Origin of the sequence: Variovorax sp. J31P179 (genome assembly GCF_030316985.1) — a bacterium.
GTDB lineage: Bacteria > Pseudomonadota > Gammaproteobacteria > Burkholderiales > Burkholderiaceae_C > Variovorax > Variovorax ginsengisoli_B.
On the sequence record NZ_JASZYL010000006.1, the window covers coordinates 35,871 to 54,938 of the forward strand.

A 19,068-nucleotide genomic window follows, 5' to 3' on the forward strand; every position below is an offset into this window, starting at 1 on the left:
GACTCAGCCCATCTGCAGCAGGATGTCGCGGACACGGTCCAGCGAAGGATCGATGTCGTCGGTGTCGATCGCGCCGTAGCCCAGCATCAGGCCCTGGCGGGGCGCCGCGAAGTACGAGAAGACCTCCAGCGGGTAGAGCCCGACGTCGACCCGGCGCGCCAGCCTCAGCAGGGTGTCCATGTCGATCGGCTTTCTGGCGAGCGCCGCCAGGTGGATGCCCGCGGTCGCCGGCACTCGTTCGAACCACGGCGACAGGTCACCGTCGAAGCGCCGCATGATGCACTCGCGCCGCTCGGCATAGACCGCGTGGCAGCGGCGGATGTGCTTGTGGAGGCCGCCGTCCGCGATGAACTTGGCCAGCGCCCACTGGGCCGGCGTGGCCGTGTGCCAGTCGCTCAGGTGCTTGGCGATGCAGACCGCCTGCAGGATCGCCGGCGGCGCGATCAGATAGCCCAGGCGCAGTTCGGGCGACAGGGTCTTCGAGAAGGTGCCGACGAAGGCGACGCTGCCGCGCGTGTCCATGCTCTGCAGCGAGTCCGTGGGTCGCCCCTCGTAGCGGAATTCGCTGTCGTAGTCGTCCTCGATGACGATCGCGCCGATCGCGTGGGCGCGGGCCAGCAGCGCCTCGCGGCGGCGCTGGCTCATCGGCATGCCGAGCGGGAACTGGTGCGCCGGCGTCACGTAGACGAGCCGCGTGCCGTCCGGGATCCGATCCACCTGAAGGCCCTCGGCGTCGACCGGAATGCCCACCACCTCGGCTCCCTGGGCGGCGAAGAGCAGGCGTGCCGGCGGATAGCCGGGCTCTTCGACCGCCACCAGGCTGCCCGGCTCGACCAGCACCCGGGCCACCAGGTCGAGCGCCTGCTGGGCGCCGTTGGTGACGATGACGTCGTCGACGCCGCAGCGCACGCCGCGCGCAAAGGCGGCGTGCCGGGCGATCGCCTCGCGCAGCACCGGCATGCCCTCGACCGGTCCGTACAGGCCGCGCGAGCGCGCCCCTTCGCGCAGCGCGTGCAGCACGCAGCGGCGCCATTCGGCATGCGGGAACAGGCTGCGCGCGGGCGCCCCGCCGATGTATTCGTAGCGCGAGTTGCCGGCCGGCGCCGGATGCCGCAGCGGCGTGTCCATGCGGCGCCAGCGCTCGGCGACGGCCGCGCCGGCGAAGGACGGGCTCGCGGCCGGCGGCGGCGCGGACCGCGCGCTGTCGGCGACGAAGGTGCCGCTGCCGACCCGGCCGACCAGCAGCCGGTCGAAGGTGAGCCGCGCATAGGCTTCCGACACGGTCTTGCGCGACAGGCCGAGCTGCTCGGCGAGCAGCCGCGACGGCGGCAGTTTCTCGCCCGCGGCCAGCCGGCCGGCCCGGATCGAATCCCTGAGCTGCCGGTAGAGCTGACCGGCGAGGTCCTTGTCACCGTCGATGACGACGTGCAACTCCATGCGATTGGACTCCTGCAAATGGCCCGGATTGGCCGCCCGCGAAAGGGCCGGGGCTTTTTAGCATGACGCCATCCCCTTCACCCAACGGAGCAACACCATGGAACAACGTCTCGATTTCTACAAGGCTTCACCCGATGCGCTGAAGGCGCTGATCGCGCTCGAGGTCGCGGTCGGCAAGCTGGGCCTCGAACCCGCCCTGCTCGACCTCGTGAAGCTGCGCGCTTCGCAGATCAACGGCTGCGCCTTCTGCGTCGACCTGCACGCCAGCGACCTGCGCAAGAAGGGCGAGACCGAGCGGCGCCTGCATGCCGTCCCGGTGTGGCGCGAGACGCCCTTCTTCACGCCGCGCGAGCGGGCCGCCCTGGCCTGGACCGAAGCCCTCACCCTGGTGGCGACCCAGCACGCGCCCGATACCGACTACGACGCCCTGAGTGCCGAGTTCAGCGAGCGCGAGCGGGTCGACCTGACGCTCGCGATCGGCGTGATCAACAGCTGGAACCGGCTGTCGATCGGCTTCCGCAAGACCTTGACCGTGTAGGCGGCGCGCCATGCGCCGCCCGGCTTCCGCACCTTTGTCCCGCACGCTGCCGCTGTACCTGCTGATCGCCGCGCTGCCCTTCTGCGACTTCCTGCAGACCGGCATCGTGGCCTTCAATGCCGCGCCGGTGATGGGCGGCATCGGCGCCAGCCCGGAGGAGTTCAGCGCCATCGCGACGCTCTACGGCGTGGTCGCCATCGGCGCGATCGCGATGCACCGCTGGCTGGTCGAGCGCCTGGGCTGGCGCCGGCTGCTGCTGGCGGCGAGCGCGCTTTTCGCCCTGGGCGCGGTGGTCTGCGGGCTCGCCGGAGGCCTGCTGCAATTCGGTCTCGGACGCTCCCTGATGGCGCTGGGCTGCGGCTCCTTCATGACCGCCGGCCGGGTGCTGGTCAATCACATTCCAGCGTCGCCGCGCCGCTTCACCGGCATCCGCTTCTTCGCCGCCGGGCTGGCCTGGGGCATCGCCGCCGGACCGCTGCTGGCCTCGCTGGCGCTGGCCGCATCCGGCTGGCGCGCGGCCTTCCTGCTGCTGCCGCTGCCGGCGCTGCTGCTGGCGCTGCTGTCCGCCTGGCAGGTCGACGACCGCCGCAGCATCGAGCGCGAGGCCCTGGCGCCCTCGCAGCCGATCGCCTTGCTGGTGCTGATGGGCGGCAGCTTCCTGCTGCTGCACGGACTGCAGCGCTCGGGCTTCGACTTCTTCGCCGACGGCCGGCCGCTGGCCGCACTGGCCGCCTTCGGACTGCCTGCGCTCGGTCTCTCCGCCTGGCTCGCCAGGCGCGCCCGCCGGCCGCTGATCCGCATCGATGACCTGGCCCAGCGCCGCTACCTGGCCGGACTCGCGGTCTTCGGCCTCTGCTATCTCCTGCTGGGCGCCAACAACCTGGTGCTGCCGGTGCTGCTGCAGCGGGCGATGGGCCTGCCGCTGGAACTGGTCGGGCGCTTCCTGGGGCTGGGCGCACTCGCCGGCGTGGCGAGCTGGATCGTGCTGGCCAGGCTGCTGCCGCGCAGCCCCGGTCCGACCCGCTACTACCTCGCAGGCTTCGGCGCGCTGCTGCTGAGCGCCTGGCAGCTGTCGCACCTCAGCGAGTCGGCCGACCCGCTGCGCAGCGTGCTGCCGGCGCTGCTGTTGAACGGCGCCTTCGTGATCGTCACGCTGGCCACGACCGCGATGCAGGCGTTCCAGACCCTGCAGCGCGACGAGCGCATCTTTTCGCACGCCAACCAGGTCAAGAACATGCTGGCGCAATTCGGCATCGCCGCCGGCACCGCGCTGGCGACGCTGTGCCTGCAATGGCGCAGCACGGTGCGCTTCGACCGGCTGGCCGAGAGCCTGTCGCCCTCGAACCCGGCGCTGGCCGCGACGCTGGAGCAGCTGACGCGGCACCTGTCCGGCCTGCGGAACCCGGTCGAAGCCGCCCAGCTCGCAACGGCGCAGCTCGCCCAGCAGGTGATGCAGGAGGCCACCTGGATGGCGGCACTCGACTACTTCCACCTGGTGACGCTGGTCGCCGCGGGCTGCCTCGCGCTGGTGCTGGTGGCGCGGCTGGCGCAAAAGGCCGGTGCGGCCCGCAGGCGCCGTTGCTTGCGAGTAGCATCGCGCTGAAACGCCCCTCCCAGGCGTTGCTCGACGTGCCATGAACACCTCGCCAAGCTCCCGGGGCCTGCCCCGACGCAGCATCGCCGCCGCGGCGATCGCCTTGCCGGCCTTCTGGATCGGCGCTCGCGCGCAGCCCGCGGTGCCGCGGCGACCCACACCCTCGCAGACCGAGGGCCCGTTCTATCCGGTCACGCTGCCGGCCGACACCGATGGCGACCTGCTGCACAACGGAGCGTTGAACTACGCCACCACCCAGCCGGCCTGGGTCGACGGCACGGTGACCGACCTCGACGGCCGCGCGCTGCGCGGCGCCCAGGTCGAGATCTGGCAGTGCGACGAGGCCGGCCACTACCATCACCCAGGCGACGGCGACCGCGCCGATCGCGCCTTCCAGGGCTTCGGGCGGGTGGCGGTCGATGCCGACGGACGCTATCGCTTCCGCACCCTCCGGCCGGTGCCCTACACCGGGCGCACGCCCCACATCCACTTCAAGGTCAAGCTGGGCACGCGCGAACTGCTGACCACCCAGCTCTATGTGGAAGGCGCGCCGGGCAACGCGCGCGACGGGCTCTGGCGCCGCCTCTCGGAGCCCGAGCGCGCCGCGCTCACCGTGCCCTTCGAGCGCGCGCCGGACGGCTGGAAGGCCAGCTTTCCGATCGTCGTCGCCGCCTGATCCGCCGTCAGTCGGCCAGCCGCCCCGCGGTGAGCCGCAGCACCCGGTCGCAGCGTGCCGCCAGGCTCTCGTCGTGCGTCACCATCACGAAGGCGGTGCCGCGGTCGCGCGCCAGTTGCAGCATCAGCGCGAAGACGCCGTCGGCGGTGGCGCGATCGAGGTTGCCGGTGGGCTCGTCGGCCAGCACGCAGTCGGGCGCGGTGACCAGCGCGCGCGCGATCGCCACCCGCTGGCGCTCGCCGCCCGACAGCTCCGCCGGCCGGTGCTGCACCCGCTCGCCCAGGCCCACGGCCGTCAGCATGGCGACCGCCGAAGCGCTCGCCTCGGTCGGCGCCGTGCGCCGGATCTTCAGCGGCATCGCCACGTTGTCGAGCGCGCTGAACTCCGGCAGCAGGTGATGGAACTGGTAGACGAAACCCAGGTGCCGGTTGCGCAGCCGGCCCTGCTCGGCGGCATCGACATGGGCGATGTTCTCGCCGTGCAGCTCGACGCTGCCCGCGGTCGGCGCGTCGAGCCCGCCCATCAGGTGCAGCAGCGTGCTCTTGCCCGAGCCCGAGGCGCCGACGATGGCCAGCGTCTCGCCGGCATGCACATCCAGGTCGACGCCATGCAGCACCGTGAGGTCGATGCGGCCTTCGTGGAAGCGCTTGGTCAGCCCGCGGACCTTCAACACCACGTCATTCATAGCGCAGTGCCTCCGCCGGGTTGACGCGGCTGGCGCGCCAGCTCGGGTACAGCGTGGCGGCGAAGGCCAGCACCAGCGAGATGATGGTGATCGGCAGGATGTCGCCGCGCTGCGGATCGCTCGGCATCTTGCTGATCAGGTAGATGTCCTTGGGCAGGAAGCTGGCATGGAACAGGCGTTCGAGCGCCGGCACGATGACGTCGATGTTGTAGGCGATGCCCAACCCCAGCAGCAGCCCGCCGAGGGTGCCGATGACGCCCACCATCGCGCCCTGCACCACGAAGATGCCCATGATGCTCTTCGGGCTGGAGCCCAGCGTGCGCAGGATCGCGATGTCGGCGCGCTTGTCGGTCACGGTCATCACCAGGGTCGAGACCAGGTTGAAGGCCGCCACCGCGACGATCAGCGTGAGGATGATGAACATCATGCGTTTCTCGACCTGCACCGCCGCGAACCAGGTCTTGTTGGCGCGGGTCCAGTCGCGGATCAGGAACTGGCCCGGCAGCGTGGCCGCCAGCTGGTCGGCCACCTCGCGCGCCTGGTGCAGGTCCTTGAGCTTGAGGCGCACGCCGGTCGGGCCCTCGAGGCGGAACACGCGGGCCGCGTCCTCGGCGTGGATCATCGCCAGCGCCGAGTCGTACTCGTAGTGGCCCGAGTCGAAGGTGCCGACCACGGTGAAGGGCTTGAAGCGCGGCATCACGCCGGCCGGCGTGACCTGGCCGCCGGGTGCGACCAGCGTGACCTGGTCGCCGACCCGCACGAACATCGAGCGCGCCAGTTCGATCCCCAGCACGATGCCGAACTCGCCCGGCACCAGCTTGTCGAGCGCGCCCTGCTGGGCGGTGGTCGAGATGTCGGTCACCTGCGGCTCGAGCTTCGGGTCGATGCCGCGGATCAGGGCGCCCTTCATGTCCTCGCCGCGTGCCAGCAGCGCCTGCGCCGCGACGAAGGGCGCGACGCCGATGACCTCGGGGTTCTTGCGCGCCTCGGCCATGATGGCGTCGATGTCGCCCAGTGCCTGACCGTCGCGCGAGAAGATCTCGATGTGCGAGATCACGCCGAGCATGCGGTCGGTGACTTCTTTCTGGAAACCGTTCATCACGCTCAGCACGATGATCAGCGCCGCCACGCCCAGCGCGATGCCGAACATCGAGACGCCGGAGATGAAGGAGATGAAGCCGTTGCGCCGCGTGGCCCGGCCGGCTCGGGTGTAACGCCAGCCGAGTTGCAGTTCGTAGGGGAGTCGCATAAGGAAACAATTGTGGCATCCCGGACAATAGGCCCCATGTCCGCACCCCCCAATGCCCGCCACCTGCTCATTCCCTTCGCCGGCCGGGGCTCTCCCGCCTGCCGCGCGGCACTGGCTGGCCTCCGGCTGCCGAAGCTCGAAGCCCTGCTGGCCCGGCTCGCACGGGTGCACGAGGACACCCAGGACGACAGCACCCGCTCGCCGCCGCACGAGCGCGCGCTGGCCGAGGCGCTCGGCATCGCGGCCGCTGATGGCTGCATTCCCTGGGCCGCGCTGGAAGCCAAACGGTCCGGCCTGGGCCCGACCGAGGGCGGCCAGGCCTGGGGCGTCGCCACGCTGTGCCACTGGCAGGTGGGCATCGACGACGTGATGCTGGGCGACCCGGCCGCGATTCAGATCGAGGCCGAGGAATCCGATGCGCTGCTGGCGGCGGCGCTGCCCTTCTTCGAGGAAGACGGCATCGCGCTGCATGCCTCGGCGACGCCGGGCCGCTGGCTGGCGCAGGGCCCGATCTTCGACGGCCTGGCGACGGCGTCGATCGATCGCGCGGTCGGCTTCCCGATCTCGCAGTGGTCGCCCCTGTCCGATGCCGGGCGCCCGCTGCGCCGGTTGCAGAACGAGATGCAGATGCTGCTCTACACCGAGCGCGTGAACGACGCCCGCACCGCCCGCGGGGTGCCGCCGATCAACTCCTTCTGGCTCAGCGGCACCGGCGCACTGCCCGCCGGCTTCACCGTGCCGCAGGCCGGCCCCACCGTGGCCGATGGGCTGCGCACCCCTGCCCTGCGCGACGACGGCGCCGGCTGGGCGTCGGCCTGGCAGGCCCTCGACGCCGGGCCGGTGGCCGAACTGCTGGCCGCCTGCAGCGCGGGCGAAGCCGTCACGTTGACGCTGTGCGGCGACCGCAGCGCGCAGCGCTTCGCGGTCCGGCCGCGCGGCCTGGCCGCCTGGGCCAAGGGGCTGTTCAGCCGCCCGACGGCGGCCTCCTTCCTCGAGGCGCTGTGACCATGAAGATCCTGGCCAGGGACATCCCGCCGCGCAGCGCCTGGGCGCTCGAGCAGGCCGGCGTGCATCCGCTGCTGGCGCGGCTCTATGCCGCGCGCGGCGTGCTGTCGAAGGATGAACTCGACGACGGCCTGGCGCGGCTGCTGCCGCCGACCACGCTGCGCGGTGCGCGCGAGGCCGCCGTGCTGCTGGCCGACGCGATCCGCGACCAGCGGCGGCTGTGCATCGTCGCCGACTACGACTGCGACGGCGCGACCGCTTGCGCGGTGGCGGTGCGCGGCCTGCGGCTGCTGGGGGCACGCCATGTCGGCTACCTGGTGCCCGACCGGGTGGTCGACGGCTACGGCCTGACGCCGCCGATCGCCGAGCGCGTGGCCGACAGCGGGGCCGACCTGCTGATCACGGTCGACAACGGCATCGCGAGCGTCGATGGCGTGGCGGCGGCGAAGGCACGCGGGCTCGCGGTGCTGGTGACCGACCATCACCTGCCCGGCCCGGTGCTGCCCGCCGCCGATGTGCTGGTGAACCCGAACCAGCCCGGCTGCGAATTCGACAGCAAGAGCATCGCCGGCGTCGGCGTGATGTTCTACGTGCTGCTGGCGCTGCGCACCGAACTGCGCGCGCGCGGGGTGTTCGACCTCGCCAACCAGCCCAAGCTCGACGCCCTGCTGCCGCTGGTCGCGCTCGGCACCGTCGCCGACGTGGTCCGTCTCGACGCCAACAACCGCCGCCTCGTGGCCCAGGGACTGCGCCGCATCCGCGCCGGTGCGATGCCGGTGGGCATCGCCGCGCTGTTCAAGGCCGCCGGGCGCCAGGCGGCCGCGGCCACCACCTTCGATTTCGGCTTCGCGCTCGGGCCCCGCATCAATGCGGCGGGCCGGCTGGCCGACATGACGCTCGGCATCGAATGCCTGCTGACCGACGACAGCGGCCGCGCCGACGAACTCGCGCGCCTGCTCGACGGCATCAACCGCGAGCGGCGCGACATCGAAGGCGGCATGCGCGACAAGGCCCTGCTGCTGGCCGAGACGCTGTTCGACGACAGCCTGGCGCCGCCGGCCGCGATCAGCGTCTTCGGCGCCGATTTCCACGAAGGCGTGGTCGGCATCGTGGCCTCGCGCATCAAGGACCGCTTCCACCGGCCGGCCTTCGTCTTCGCGGCCAGCGCCGCCGACGGCAAGGCGCACGAGCTCAAGGGCTCCGGGCGCTCGATTCCCGGCTTCCACCTGCGCGATGCGCTCGACCTGGTCGCCAAGCGCCATCCGGGCGTGCTGCTGCGCTTCGGCGGCCACGCGATGGCGGCCGGCTGCACGGTGGCACGCGAGCAGTTCCCGGTCTTCGAACAGGCGCTGGCGCAAGTCGCGCAGGAATGGCTCGACGCCGCCACCTTGACCCGGCGGCTCGACACCGACGGGCCGCTCGCGCCCGAGTACCTGCGGGTCGACATGGTCGACACACTGCATCGCGAAGTCTGGGGCCAGGGCTTCGCGCCGCCGACCTTCAGCGAGGAGGTCGAAGTGGTGTCGCAGCGCCTGGTCGGCGAGAAGCACCTGGCACTCAAGCTCAGACACCGCGGCAAGCCCGTGGACGGCATCTGGTTCGGCCACACCGAGCCGCTGCCGCCGAAAGTGGTGCTGGCCTGGCGGCTCGATGCCGACGAATGGCAGGGCGTGCGGCGGGTGCGCTTCCTGGTCGAGGGAGCCGAGATCTAGGTCCCCGATTGTTTCCAGTCCGTTAACGCCGCTGTTCCGTTTGCGGCGGTTGCAAGGTGGGGTTCGGCATCAAACTTCTCCTCACCAACCAACCCCTGTGAAGGAACCGAAATGAATGCCTCGAAAGTCCTCGCCGCCGCTGCCCTGTCCTTGCTCGCTGCTGCCGGCGCCCACGCTGAAACCTACGACGGCGTGCATGCGCTGACCTCGTCGGCCAGCCGTTCCGAAGTGGCGGGCCAGGGCGTCGTCGCCGCACGCGCAGGCAACGCCTACGGCGACGCTGCCAGTGCCGGCGCGCAGCCCTTCACCTCCACCGCCAGCCGCTCGGCCGTGAATGCCGAAGCAATCGCCAAGTCGCACGACCCGCTGGCCAGCCTCGACCGCCGCGCGTTCTACCGCGACCAGGTGCCGAGCGCCTACAGCAAGCCGAAGGTCTCTTTCGCGCGCCAAGCCGCGCTCTGAGGCGCATCAGCGCGAGAAGACCTGGTTGAGCCCGATCGCGTAGCCCCGGACACGGTCCGGGCCGCTGCGCGCGACGCTCATGTCGACACTGATGGTCGGCGTCAGATTGAAGCGCAGGCCGGCGCGCGTGGTCCAGGTGTCGAAGGCGCGAAATCGCTCGGCCACCAGCCACAGATTGTCGTTGAGCGCCCAGGCCCCCTGAAGTCCGCCGCGGCCGGTTCGCTCGCCGCTGCCGGGCGTCCAGTCATAGCCCAGGTTGGCATTGATCCACAGGCTGTCGAGCGCGTGCCAGGTCACGGGCACGACGAACTGGCCGCCCGCGCGACCTCCGTGCGTGGCATCCCACACGGCACTGAAGAACAGGGCGGCACTGAGATCGGTCTTGTCCGGCTGCTCGGTGAAGGTCCATTTGAGCTGCGGACCGACGCCATAGGCATACTGGCCCGGCACCGAGGCGCGGTCGACGTTGAAGCCGAGCTCGACCGGCCCGACCCGGCATGCAGGGCCCAGGTGGTAGTCGGTGACCGGTGCAGTGCCGAAGCGCCCGCCCCACACCTCGTACTGGCATTGGCCCGGGTCCAGCGTGCCCGCGTCATCGATGTCGAAGTGCCCGCCCGCATGTCCCGGCATCGCGAGCAGGCTGAGCAGAGGGAGAAGAACCAGACGGGCCATGGCGGCGCATTCTAGGAGCCTCGCGTGACTCAGATTTCAAACTGGGGCTGCAGTTCGCGAATGCGTTTCATTGCGACGCCCGCCGCGGCCGTGCGGGTCTCGACGCCCAGCTTCACGTACACCCTTTCGAGATGCTTCTTGGCGGTGGCCGGACTGCTGCCGAGGATCTCGCCGATGTCCTTGTTGGTCTTGCCCTTGACCACCCAGTACAGCACCTCGGCCTCGCGTGCCGTGAGCTTGAGGCTCAGGCTCATGGCCTCGATCACCGCGGTGTCCGACACCTCGCGCATGATGATCAGCCAGTCGTCGCCCTCGTCGTCATGGCCGGTCTGCTGGTGCAGCCGCAGGTTGAGGCTCGAGGCACCTTGCGCGATCGCCAGGGCCGGCGGTTCGATCTGGCGCTGCTGCGCATCGGGCAGGTGGCGCCGCAGCCACTCGAGCACCGCGGGCGGCGTCACCGGCGCGCTGGTGCCGCAGTAGCGCAGCAGCATCTCGCGCGCCAGCGCGGTCTGCCAGATCAGCTTGCCCTCGGGCATGCGCACCGTGATGCTGGCGTAGCCGAAGGCATCGAGCGCATTGCGCGCCTGTCCCGCCTGCTGCGCTTCCTGGCGCGCCCGCCGCGCGCCCTGCAAGTGGACGTTCATGCGCGCCAGCACCTCCTTCGGCTTGATCGGCTTGGTCACGTAGTCGACGCCGCCCGCCTCCAGTGCCGCGACCAGGTGCTCGGTCTCGGTGAGTCCGGTCATGAAGACGATCGGGATATGCGCGGTCGCGGCATCGGCCTTGAGCCGGCGAGCGACCTCGAAGCCGTCGATGCCCGGCATCATCGCGTCGAGCAGCACGATGTCGGGCCGCGCCTGCGCCACGCGCTGCAGCGCCTGCTCGCCGCTGGTGGCGACCAGCACGGTGTAGCCTGATTCGTCGAGCGCATCGTGCAGCACCGCGAGGTTGTCGGGCACGTCGTCGACGATCAGCACCAGGTCGCTGTTGCCGCCGCTGCCGCGCAGCGTATCGACCAGCATCGGGGGATCGTTCGGGCCGCTCATGGCGTGGTCCCGACGGCCGCGCTCAAGGCCCGGCTCATGGCCTCGAACTGGAATTGCCGCGCCAGCGCGCGCTGGGCGCCGGTCCAGGCCGCGCATTCGGGCTGGGCGGCGTCGATGTCGTCGAGTTGATTCATGATGCCTCGAAAATAGCCCAGGCCCACCGCCTCCTCGAGCGCCCGCAGGCGCGCGGTCGAGGGCAGCACCACCGCGGCCGGTTCTGCCACCGGCGGCGCGGCCGGCGTCTCGGTCCACTCGATGCCGAGCCGGCGCTCGAGCCAGTCGAGCAGCTCGCTGTGGCGCACCGGCTTGACGAAGAAATCGTCGGGCGTGATGCCGACGTCGTTGTCCAGCCGCTTGTCGAAGGCGTTGGCCGAGACGATCGCCACCGCGGCGTCGGCCAGCCCGAGCGCGCGCGACCGGCGAATGGTCTCCCAGCCGTCGATGCCCGGCATCGCGAGGTCGACGAACATCGCATCCGGGCGCCAGCCGGCCGCGACCAAGTCCAGCGCATCGTGGCCGCTGGCGGCGGTGCGCAGCTCGAAGCCCAGCGGCGCCAGCACCTGCACCAGCAGCTCGCGATCGGCTTCCTCGTTGTCGACCACCAGCAGGCGCCGACGCCCTCCCTCGTAGCCGCGCCGCGGCCGGGCCACCGGCGCCGACACGCGACGGCCGCTGCCGGCGGGCAGCTCGTGCACGCGCGGCAGGAACAGCCGCAGGCTGAACACCGAGCCGACACCGGGCGTGCTCTGCACGTTCATCTCGCCGCCCATCAAGTCGATCAGCATCTTGGCGATGGTCAGTCCCAGGCCGGCGCCGGGCGCCGCCGGTCCGGCCGTGGCGCCGCGGGCGAAGGGCTCGAAGATCCGGCCCAGCTCCTCGGCCGACATGCCTGGCCCGGTGTCCTCGATCTCGATCGCGGCGAACTCGCGCGCGTAGCGCAGCCGCAGCGTGACCTGCCCGGCGGCGGTGAACTTGATCGCGTTGCCCAGCAGGTTGATGAGGATCTGCCGCACCCGCTTCTCGTCGGCGCGCACCAGCTCGGGCAGGCTGCCGCTGGGCTCGAAGCGGAAGGCCAACCCCTTCTCCTCGGCTGCGAGCTCGAACATGTCGGCCAGCTCGCTCATCAGGTCGGCGAACTGCATCGGGCGCGCATTCAAGGTCAGTTTGCCGGCCTCGATGTGAGCGATGTCCAGCGTGCCTTCGATCAGCGACAGCAGGTGCTCGCCGCCGCGCTTGATCACCGCCACCGCCTGCCGTCGATGCGGCGGCACGGCCGCATCCTCGCCCATCAGCTGCGCGTAGCCCAGGATGCTGTTGAGCGGCGTGCGAAGCTCGTGGCTGATGGCGCTGATGTAGCGGCTCTTGGCCTGGTTGGCCTGGTCGGCCGCGCGCTTGGCCTCCTCGGCGATGCCGCGCGCCTGGTCGGCGCTCTGCTTGGCCGCCTGCAGCGCCCGGTCGGTCTTGCGGTGCAGCTCGATCTCGCGCACCAGCAGGTGGGTCTGGCGGTTCGATTCCTCCTGCGCCACCTTGCGGCTCTGGTGCGCCAGCACCAGCCACCAGGCGACGATGCCCGCGATCACCAGCAGCGCCATGTAGGCCTTGAGGAAACCCGAGCGCAGCGAGGCCGGCTGGGTGCTGGCCTGGGCGCCCTCGCCCAGCAGCGCGTCCCCGAGCGCGCGCAGCTCCTGCTGGTACAGCACGCCGAAGACGCCGGCCAAGAGCGGCACCACGATCAGCATCAGCAGCAGGAAATGGCCGAGCCCGGTGTCGAGGTAGGGCCAGACGCGGCGCGGCAGCAGCCAGCGCAGGGCGCCCGACCATTGCGCCGACAGACTCGCCTGCGGCTTGCAGAGGTCGCCGCAGCGGGCGTCGAGGGTGCAGCAGAGCGAACAGATCGCGCCTTGGTAGGCGGGGCAGTGCGCCATGTCCGGGCCTTCGTATTCGCCCTCGCAGATCACGCAACGCTGGGTGCTGAGTCTGCGGTAGCTGCCGGCGCCGGACTCGACCCGGGCCCAGCGGATCGCCGAGCGGCGTGTCGACGGCGCGAAGGGCGCGGCGCCGTCCTCGTGCGAGACCCGCGCGATGTAGTACTTGCCGCGCGTGGCCCAGGCGATCAGCGGTGCGGCGACGAAGGCGGTGCCGAGCGCGATCAACGCCGAGAAGGCCTGCGCCAGGGGCCCGAAGACGCCGAGGTGGGCGGTGATCGACAGCCCCGAGGCCAGCGCCATGGCGCCGACGCCGACCGGGTTGATGTCCCACAGGTGGGCGCGCTTGAACTCGATGCCCGGCGGCGACAGGCCCAGCGGCTTGTTGATGACCAGGTCGGCCACCACCGCCATCATCCAGGCGATCGCGATGTTGGCGTAGAGGCCCAGCACGTCGCCGAGGGCCTCGAACACGTTCATCTCCATCAGCATGAAGGCGATCAGCGCGTTGAACACCACCCACACCACGCGGCCCGGATGGCTGTGCGTGACGCGCGAGAAGAAGTTGCTCCAGGCCAGCGAGCCGGCATAGGCGTTGGTGACGTTGATCTTGAGCTGCGAGATGACGACGAAGATCGCGGTCGCCGCCACCGCCCAGCCGTAGTTCGGGAACACGTACTCGTAGGCCGCCAGGTACATCTGGTTCGGGTCGACTGCGCGCTCGGGCGGCACCATGTGGCTGATCGCCAGGTAGGCGAGCAAGGCGCCGCCCAGCATCTTGAGCACGCCCAGCACCACCCAGCCAGGGCCGCCGGCCAGGACGCCGGCCCACCAGCGGCCGCGGTTGGCCGCCGTGCGCGCCGGCATGAAGCGCAGGTAGTCGGCCTGCTCGCCCATCTGGGTGATGAGGGCGATGCCGACGGTCAGGGCGGCACCGAAGAGGTGCAGATCGAAGCCGTCCAGCTTCGATTTGGAACCGATGTAGTGCGTCACGCCGGCGAACGCACCAGGATCGCGCGCCAGTACGTAGCCGAAGGGCACGACCAGCATGAGCAGCCAGACCGGCTGGGTCCAGACCTGCAGCCAGCTGATGGCCGAGATGCCGTGCGTCACCAGCGGGATCACGACCAGCGCGCAGACCAGGTAGCCCCAGACCGGCGGGATGCCGAGCGCGAGCTCGAGCGCATAGGCCATCACCGCGGCCTCCAGCGCGAAGAAGATGAAGGTGAACGAGGCGTAGATGAGCGAGGTCAGGGTCGAGCCGATGTAGCCGAAGCCGGCGCCGCGCGTGAGCAGGTCCATGTCGACGCCGTAGCGCGCGGCGTAGACGCTGATCGGCAGCCCGGCCAGGAAGATGATCAGCCCGGTGCACAGGATGGCCCAGAAGGCATTGGCGAAACCGTATTGCACCAGCAGCGTGGCGCCGACCGCCTCCAGGATCAGGAAGGAGGCGGCGCCGCCGAAAGCCGTGCTGGCGACCCGCCATTCGGACATCCGGCGGAAGCGCTGCGGCGTGTAGCGAAGCGCGTAGTCTTCCAGCGTCTCGCGGGCGACCCAGCTGTTGTAGTCGCGCCGGACCTTGACGATGCGCTGCGGCGCTTCGTCGCTCGGAGCGGGGGGGAAGGCTGGGAGATCCACACCGCATTGGTGCAGCTTTCGTGCCACGGCACGACTGTTGCAACTGTCGGTGACTGCCCAATAATGGCCTGCCCCAAGACGCCACCTCCGCACCCATGGAACTCACACCGCGCGAAAAAGACAAGCTGCTGATCTTCACCGCCGCCCTGCTGGCCGAACGGCGCCGGGCCCGCGGGCTCAAGCTCAACTACCCCGAGGCCGTGGCGCTGATCTCGGCCGCCGTGATGGAGGGCGCGCGCGACGGCAAGAGCGTGGCCGCGCTGATGAGCGAAGGCCGCGCGGTGCTGACCCGGGCCGACGTCATGGACGGCATCGCCGAGATGATTCCCGATATCCAGGTCGAGGCGACTTTCCCGGACGGCACCAAGCTGGTGACCGTGCACCAACCGATCGTCTGACGGCCTGATTCCTTTTCCCACAACAACAAGGACACCATCATGCGCATCACCCGTACCGCACCCGTTCTCGCACTGATGCTCGCCGCCCTGCCGCTGGCCGCCAGCGCCCACACCGGGGTCGACGCCGGCCTGCATCACGGCCTGGTCAGCGGCTTCATGCATCCGCTGACCGGCGCCGACCACCTGGCCGCGATGGTGGCGGTCGGGCTCTGGAGCGCCCTCACCGCCCGGCGCGCCTGGCCCGACCTGCTGTGGGCGCCATTGGGCTTCGCCTCGATGCTGCTGGCCGGTGCGCTGGCCGGACTGGCTGGCGTGCAGCTGCCCGCGGTCGAGCCGATGATCGCCGCCTCGCTGCTGGTGTTGGGCCTGCTGGTCCTCACGCAACGGCGCCTGCCGCCGCTCGCGGCCGCCGCGCTGGTCGGCGTCTTCGCGGTCTTCCATGGCATTGCGCACGGCCAGGAACTGGCCGGCGAATCCGGCGCCGCCCTGACCCTGGCCGGCATGCTTGCCGCCACCGTGCTGCTGCACGCGGCCGGCATCGCCGCGGGATGGGCGTTGCGCCACGGCCATCGCTGGCTGCCGCGCATCGCGGGCGCCGCGGTGGCGCTGTTCGGCGTCGCGCTGCTCGGCAGCACCCTGGCCTGAGGCGGCACCGATGATCCCTGGCGAACTCATCACCGACGAGGGCGCGCACGTCCTCAACCCCGGCCGCCGCGCCATCACGCTGGTGGTCCAGAACACCGCCGACCGGCCGATCCAGGTCGGCTCCCACTACCACTTCGCCGAGACCAACGGCGCGCTCGGCTTCGACCGCGAGGCCGCGCGCGGCATGCGGCTGAACATCGCCTCGGGCACCGCGGTGCGATTCGAGCCGGGCCAGCAGCGCACGGTCGAGCTGGTCGATTTTTCGGGTGACCGCGTCATTTACGGCTTTCGCGGCCTGGTTCAAGGAAAGCTCTAGATGGCAACCATCGGGCGGCGTGCCTACGCCGAAATCTTCGGCCCCACCGTGGGCGACCGCATCCGTCTCGCCGACACCGACCTCGTGATCGAGGTCGAGGAAGACTACACGCTGCACGCCGGCGGCTACGGCGAGGAAGTGAAGTTCGGCGGCGGCAAGACCATCCGCGACGGCATGGCGCAGGGCCAGCGCACGCGCGCCGAGGGCACGGTCGACACCGTGATGACCAATGCGCTGATCCTCGACCACTGGGGCATCGTCAAGGCCGACATCGGCTTGAGGGACGGCCGCATCGTCGCCATCGGCAAGGCCGGCAATCCCGATGTGCAGCCTGGCGTCGACATCGTGATCGGCGCCGGCACCGAGGTGATCAGCTGCGAAGGCAACATCGTCACCGCGGGCGGCATCGACAGCCACATCCATTTCATCTGCCCGCAGCAGATCGAGGAGGCGCTGGCCTCGGGCGTGACCACCATGCTGGGCGGCGGCACCGGCCCGGCGACCGGCACCTTCGCGACCACCGCGACGCCGGGCCCCTGGCACATCGAGCGCATGCTGCAGGCGGCCGATGCCTTCCCGATGAACCTCGGCTTCCTCGGCAAGGGCAACGCCAGCCTGCCGGCTTCGCTGCACGAGCAGATCGATGCCGGCGTGATCGGCCTCAAGCTGCACGAGGACTGGGGCACCACGCCATCGGCGATCAGCAACTGCCTGGACGTGGCCGACGCGACCGACACGCAGGTGGCGATCCACAGCGACACGCTCAACGAATCGGGCTTCGTCGAGAACACCATCGCCGCCGTGAAGGGCCGCGGGATCTGCGCCTTCCATACCGAAGGCGCGGGCGGCGGGCATGCGCCCGACATCCTGCGGGTGGTGGGCGAGGCCAACTTCCTGCCCTCGTCGACCAACCCGACGATGCCCTACACCGTGAACACGCTCGACGAGCACGTCGACATGCTGATGGTGTGCCACCACCTGGACGCCGGCATCCCCGAGGACCTGGCCTTCGCCGAGAGCCGCATCCGCAAGGAGACCATCGCGGCCGAGGACATCCTGCACGACCTCGGCGCGATCAGCATGTTCAGCTCCGACAGCCAGGCCATGGGCCGGGTCGGCGAGATCGTGATCCGCTGCTGGCAGACCGCCCACAAGATGAAGGGCCAGCGCGGCAAGCTGCCCGAGGATGTCGAACGCAACGACAACTTCCGCGCCAAGCGCTATGTTGCCAAGTACACGATCAACCCGGCGCTGGCGCACGGCATCGCCCACGAGGTCGGCAGCATCGAGGTCGGCAAATGGGCCGACCTGGTGGTCTGGAAGCCGGCCTTCTTCGGCGTCAAGCCCTTCACGATCATCAAGGGCGGCACGATCGCGATGGCGGCGATGGGCGACCCCAACGCCTCGATCCCGACGCCGCAGCCGGTGCACTACCGGCCGATGTTCGGCGCCTACGGCGGCTCGCTCGCGCGCAGCTCGCTGACTTTCGTCTCGCAGGCGGGGCTGGCGGCGGGCATCGGCGAGCGCTACGGGCTCGCCAAGACATTGAGCGCGGTGAAGAACGTCCGCGGCGTGCGCAAGCAGCACATGGTGCACAACGCGCTCACGCCGACGATGGAGATCGACCACCAGACCTATGCGGTGCGCGCCGACGGGCAGCTGCTGGTGTGCGATCCGGCGCAGTCGCTGCCGATGACGCAGCGGTATTTCTTGTTCTAGTCCGGATTCGGGTGCGCGCGGATCGACAATCCGCCTCATCCGAACTCTCTCGCCTTTCATGCTCACCGCCAACAAACTCATGCCCCAGGGTGGCGGCCTCGCGGCCGTCCTGCTCAAGCGCGCCGCCACGGTCGAACTCGACTGGGACGTGCGCCAGAAAAGCCGCTTCGACACCACCGATTCGCAAGGCCGCCAGATCGGCGTGTTCCTGCCGCGCGGCACCGCCGTGCGCGGCGGCGACGTGCTGGTGGCCGAGGACGGCTCGCTGGTCAAGGTCGTCGCTGCGCCGCAGCCGGTGCTGGTCATCACGCACTGCAGCGAACACGGCACGCCCTTCGACCTGATGCGCGCGGCCTACCACCTGGGCAACCGGCACGTGCCGATCGAGCTCAAGCCCGACCACCTGAAGATCGAGCCCGACCACGTGCTGGCCGCCATGCTGCGTTCGATGCACCTGATCGTGCGTGAAGCCGAAGAAGCCTTCGAGCCCGAAGGCGGTGCCTACGGGGCGCACGGCGGCGGCCATGGGCATTCGCATGGCGCGGCGCCGGTGGGGCCGGTGCTGCATCCGGATGCGTATTCGGGGTCGCCGGCAGGCCACTCGCATGGCCATGACCACGATCACGACCATTCCCACGGCCACTCGCACTGATGGCTGACGCGCCGGTCGCCCTGCCCGCCAGCAGCCTGCTGCAGCTGATCTGGCTGGCCTCGCCGGCGCTCCCGGTGGGCGGCTTCTCCTACTCGGAAGGCCTCGAGGCGGCCATCGACGGCGCCGGCATCACGACCGAGCCCGCGGTCTCCGACTGGCTGGCCGACCAGCTGCACCTGGCGCTCGCCCGGGCCGACCTGGCCGTGGTCGCCCAAGCGGTCCCGGCTTGGCGGCAGTCGGACGCGGCCCGCATCCGCGCACTCAACGACTGGGTGTTCCAGAGCCGCGAATCGGCCGAATTCCTGCTGCAGACCGAGCAGATGGGCCGTTCGTTCGTCGAATGGCTCAAGCTGCACCATGCCGACGTCGCCGGCGTCTTCGAGCGCTTGCCCGCCAGCTATCCGATCGCCTTCGCCTTCGCCGCCAGCCGCACCGAGGCGTCCGCCCGCGATGCCTGCCTGGCCTTCGCCTTCGGCTGGGCCGAGAACATGATCGGCGCCGCGGTCAAGGCGGTGCCGCTCGGCCAGAGCGCCGGGCAGCGCATCCTGGGTCGTCTGGCGGCGGAAATCCCCGCAGCGGTCGATCATGCGATCACACTCGAGGATGGCGAGCGGCAAGCCTTCTCACCGATGCTTGCAGTGCTGTCGGCCCGCCACGAAACTCAATACTCGCGCCTCTTCAGAAGCTAATGCCAAGGCC

18 protein-coding genes are annotated in these 19,068 nt (G+C 70.4%); 12 read left to right on the top strand and 6 right to left on the bottom strand.

Annotated features, from left to right (window positions below):
• Positions 1-3 precede the first annotated feature (3 nt).
• Positions 4-1,437, bottom strand: coding sequence for a MocR-like pyridoxine biosynthesis transcription factor PdxR (gene pdxR / locus QTI17_RS16555; RefSeq protein WP_286534461.1), 1,434 nt, complete (start codon positions 1,435-1,437; stop codon positions 4-6).
• Between the two features lie 97 nt (positions 1,438-1,534).
• Between pdxR and QTI17_RS16560 the strand changes: the two genes are divergently transcribed.
• From QTI17_RS16560 to QTI17_RS16570, 3 genes are read left to right on the top strand one after another with little or no spacing between them, the layout of a single operon-like run.
• Positions 1,535-1,975, top strand: a complete 441-nt coding sequence (locus QTI17_RS16560; RefSeq protein WP_286534463.1) for a carboxymuconolactone decarboxylase family protein — start codon at positions 1,535-1,537, stop codon at positions 1,973-1,975.
• Positions 1,976-2,009: 34 nt separating this feature from the next.
• Positions 2,010-3,578: an MFS transporter gene (locus QTI17_RS16565; RefSeq protein ID WP_286534465.1), complete on the top strand. Its 1,569-nt coding sequence runs from the start codon at positions 2,010-2,012 to the stop codon at positions 3,576-3,578.
• Positions 3,579-3,609: 31 nt separating this feature from the next.
• Positions 3,610-4,245: a dioxygenase family protein gene (locus QTI17_RS16570; protein WP_286534467.1), complete on the top strand. Its 636-nt coding sequence runs from the start codon at positions 3,610-3,612 to the stop codon at positions 4,243-4,245.
• Positions 4,246-4,252: 7 nt separating this feature from the next.
• On the opposite strand, the gene lolD is transcribed toward QTI17_RS16570, so the two are convergent.
• Both lolD and QTI17_RS16580 read right to left on the bottom strand, forming a co-directional pair.
• Entirely contained in the window at positions 4,253-4,930 is a 678-nt protein-coding gene (lolD, locus tag QTI17_RS16575; protein ID WP_286524981.1) for a lipoprotein-releasing ABC transporter ATP-binding protein LolD, read from the bottom strand.
• Positions 4,923-6,179 carry a lipoprotein-releasing ABC transporter permease subunit gene (locus tag QTI17_RS16580; protein WP_286524982.1) on the bottom strand — a complete coding sequence of 419 codons (1,257 nt, stop codon included), beginning with the start codon at positions 6,177-6,179 and terminating at the stop codon, positions 4,923-4,925. The genes lolD and QTI17_RS16580 overlap by 8 nt, the downstream gene beginning before the upstream one ends.
• 36 nt (positions 6,180-6,215) lie before the next feature.
• Between QTI17_RS16580 and QTI17_RS16585 the strand changes: the two genes are divergently transcribed.
• The 3 genes from QTI17_RS16585 (at position 6,216) to QTI17_RS16595 (ending at position 9,358) form a co-directional block, all read left to right on the top strand.
• Positions 6,216-7,184, top strand: coding sequence for a hypothetical protein (locus tag QTI17_RS16585; protein ID WP_286534469.1), 969 nt, complete (start codon positions 6,216-6,218; stop codon positions 7,182-7,184).
• A 2-nt stretch (positions 7,185-7,186) separates the two neighbouring features.
• The gene (gene recJ / locus QTI17_RS16590; protein WP_286534471.1) at positions 7,187-8,896 is read left to right on the top strand and encodes a single-stranded-DNA-specific exonuclease RecJ; all 1,710 of its coding nucleotides are present in this window, start codon (positions 7,187-7,189) and stop codon (positions 8,894-8,896) included.
• Positions 8,897-9,007: 111 nt separating this feature from the next.
• Positions 9,008-9,358, top strand: coding sequence for an alpha/beta hydrolase (locus tag QTI17_RS16595; protein ID WP_286534473.1), 351 nt, complete (start codon positions 9,008-9,010; stop codon positions 9,356-9,358).
• 6 nt (positions 9,359-9,364) lie between these two features.
• Here the strand turns inward: QTI17_RS16595 and QTI17_RS16600 are convergent, their stop codons facing one another.
• The 3 genes from QTI17_RS16600 to QTI17_RS16610 are packed head-to-tail and all read right to left on the bottom strand — an operon-like array spanning position 9,365 to position 14,639.
• Positions 9,365-10,030: a PA4824 family protein gene (locus QTI17_RS16600; RefSeq protein WP_286534476.1), complete on the bottom strand. Its 666-nt coding sequence runs from the start codon at positions 10,028-10,030 to the stop codon at positions 9,365-9,367.
• Positions 10,031-10,059: 29 nt separating this feature from the next.
• Positions 10,060-11,076 carry a response regulator transcription factor gene (locus QTI17_RS16605; RefSeq protein WP_286534478.1) on the bottom strand — a complete coding sequence of 339 codons (1,017 nt, stop codon included), beginning with the start codon at positions 11,074-11,076 and terminating at the stop codon, positions 10,060-10,062.
• Positions 11,073-14,639, bottom strand: coding sequence for a hybrid sensor histidine kinase/response regulator (locus QTI17_RS16610; protein WP_503011063.1), 3,567 nt, complete (start codon positions 14,637-14,639; stop codon positions 11,073-11,075). The genes QTI17_RS16605 and QTI17_RS16610 overlap by 4 nt, the downstream gene beginning before the upstream one ends.
• Before the next feature lie 95 nt (positions 14,640-14,734).
• Here QTI17_RS16610 and QTI17_RS16615 point away from each other — a divergent pair, with 95 nt between their 5' ends.
• From QTI17_RS16615 to QTI17_RS16640, 6 genes are read left to right on the top strand one after another with little or no spacing between them, the layout of a single operon-like run.
• Entirely contained in the window at positions 14,735-15,037 is a 303-nt protein-coding gene (locus tag QTI17_RS16615; protein WP_286369833.1) for an urease subunit gamma, read from the top strand.
• A gap of 39 nt (positions 15,038-15,076) precedes the next feature.
• Complete coding sequence (locus QTI17_RS16620; RefSeq protein ID WP_286534479.1) at positions 15,077-15,682, top strand: HupE/UreJ family protein; 606 nt, start codon at positions 15,077-15,079, stop codon at positions 15,680-15,682.
• A 10-nt stretch (positions 15,683-15,692) separates the two neighbouring features.
• Positions 15,693-15,998 (top strand): urease subunit beta, encoded by a 306-nt coding sequence (locus QTI17_RS16625; protein WP_286506267.1) that lies wholly within the window; start codon positions 15,693-15,695, stop codon positions 15,996-15,998.
• Positions 15,999-17,717 carry an urease subunit alpha gene (gene ureC / locus QTI17_RS16630; RefSeq protein ID WP_286534481.1) on the top strand — a complete coding sequence of 573 codons (1,719 nt, stop codon included), beginning with the start codon at positions 15,999-16,001 and terminating at the stop codon, positions 17,715-17,717.
• A 58-nt stretch (positions 17,718-17,775) separates the two neighbouring features.
• Complete coding sequence (ureE, locus tag QTI17_RS16635) at positions 17,776-18,369, top strand: urease accessory protein UreE (RefSeq protein WP_286534483.1); 594 nt, start codon at positions 17,776-17,778, stop codon at positions 18,367-18,369.
• Positions 18,369-19,058: an urease accessory protein UreF gene (locus QTI17_RS16640; RefSeq protein WP_286534485.1), complete on the top strand. Its 690-nt coding sequence runs from the start codon at positions 18,369-18,371 to the stop codon at positions 19,056-19,058. The genes ureE and QTI17_RS16640 overlap by 1 nt, the downstream gene beginning before the upstream one ends.
• Positions 19,059-19,068: the final 10 nt, after the last annotated feature.

Excerpts from the sequence above, each read along its gene's own strand:
- pdxR (WP_286534461.1), bottom strand. The coding sequence starts at position 1,437 with ATGGAGTTGCACGTCGTCATCGACGGTGACAAGGACCTCGCCGGTCAG.
- QTI17_RS16560 (WP_286534463.1), top strand. The coding sequence starts at position 1,535 with ATGGAACAACGTCTCGATTTCTACAAGGCTTCACCCGATGCGCTGAAG.
- QTI17_RS16570 (WP_286534467.1), top strand. The coding sequence starts at position 3,610 with ATGAACACCTCGCCAAGCTCCCGGGGCCTGCCCCGACGCAGCATCGCC.
- lolD (WP_286524981.1), bottom strand. The coding sequence starts at position 4,930 with ATGAATGACGTGGTGTTGAAGGTCCGCGGGCTGACCAAGCGCTTCCAC.
- QTI17_RS16580 (WP_286524982.1), bottom strand. The coding sequence starts at position 6,179 with ATGCGACTCCCCTACGAACTGCAACTCGGCTGGCGTTACACCCGAGCC.
- QTI17_RS16585 (WP_286534469.1), top strand. The coding sequence starts at position 6,216 with ATGTCCGCACCCCCCAATGCCCGCCACCTGCTCATTCCCTTCGCCGGC.
- recJ (WP_286534471.1), top strand. The coding sequence starts at position 7,187 with ATGAAGATCCTGGCCAGGGACATCCCGCCGCGCAGCGCCTGGGCGCTC.
- QTI17_RS16595 (WP_286534473.1), top strand. The coding sequence starts at position 9,008 with ATGAATGCCTCGAAAGTCCTCGCCGCCGCTGCCCTGTCCTTGCTCGCT.
- QTI17_RS16600 (WP_286534476.1), bottom strand. The coding sequence starts at position 10,030 with ATGGCCCGTCTGGTTCTTCTCCCTCTGCTCAGCCTGCTCGCGATGCCG.
- QTI17_RS16605 (WP_286534478.1), bottom strand. The coding sequence starts at position 11,076 with ATGAGCGGCCCGAACGATCCCCCGATGCTGGTCGATACGCTGCGCGGC.
- QTI17_RS16615 (WP_286369833.1), top strand. The coding sequence starts at position 14,735 with ATGGAACTCACACCGCGCGAAAAAGACAAGCTGCTGATCTTCACCGCC.
- QTI17_RS16620 (WP_286534479.1), top strand. The coding sequence starts at position 15,077 with ATGCGCATCACCCGTACCGCACCCGTTCTCGCACTGATGCTCGCCGCC.
- QTI17_RS16625 (WP_286506267.1), top strand. The coding sequence starts at position 15,693 with ATGATCCCTGGCGAACTCATCACCGACGAGGGCGCGCACGTCCTCAAC.
- ureC (WP_286534481.1), top strand. The coding sequence starts at position 15,999 with ATGGCAACCATCGGGCGGCGTGCCTACGCCGAAATCTTCGGCCCCACC.
- ureE (WP_286534483.1), top strand. The coding sequence starts at position 17,776 with ATGCTCACCGCCAACAAACTCATGCCCCAGGGTGGCGGCCTCGCGGCC.
- QTI17_RS16640 (WP_286534485.1), top strand. The coding sequence starts at position 18,369 with ATGGCTGACGCGCCGGTCGCCCTGCCCGCCAGCAGCCTGCTGCAGCTG.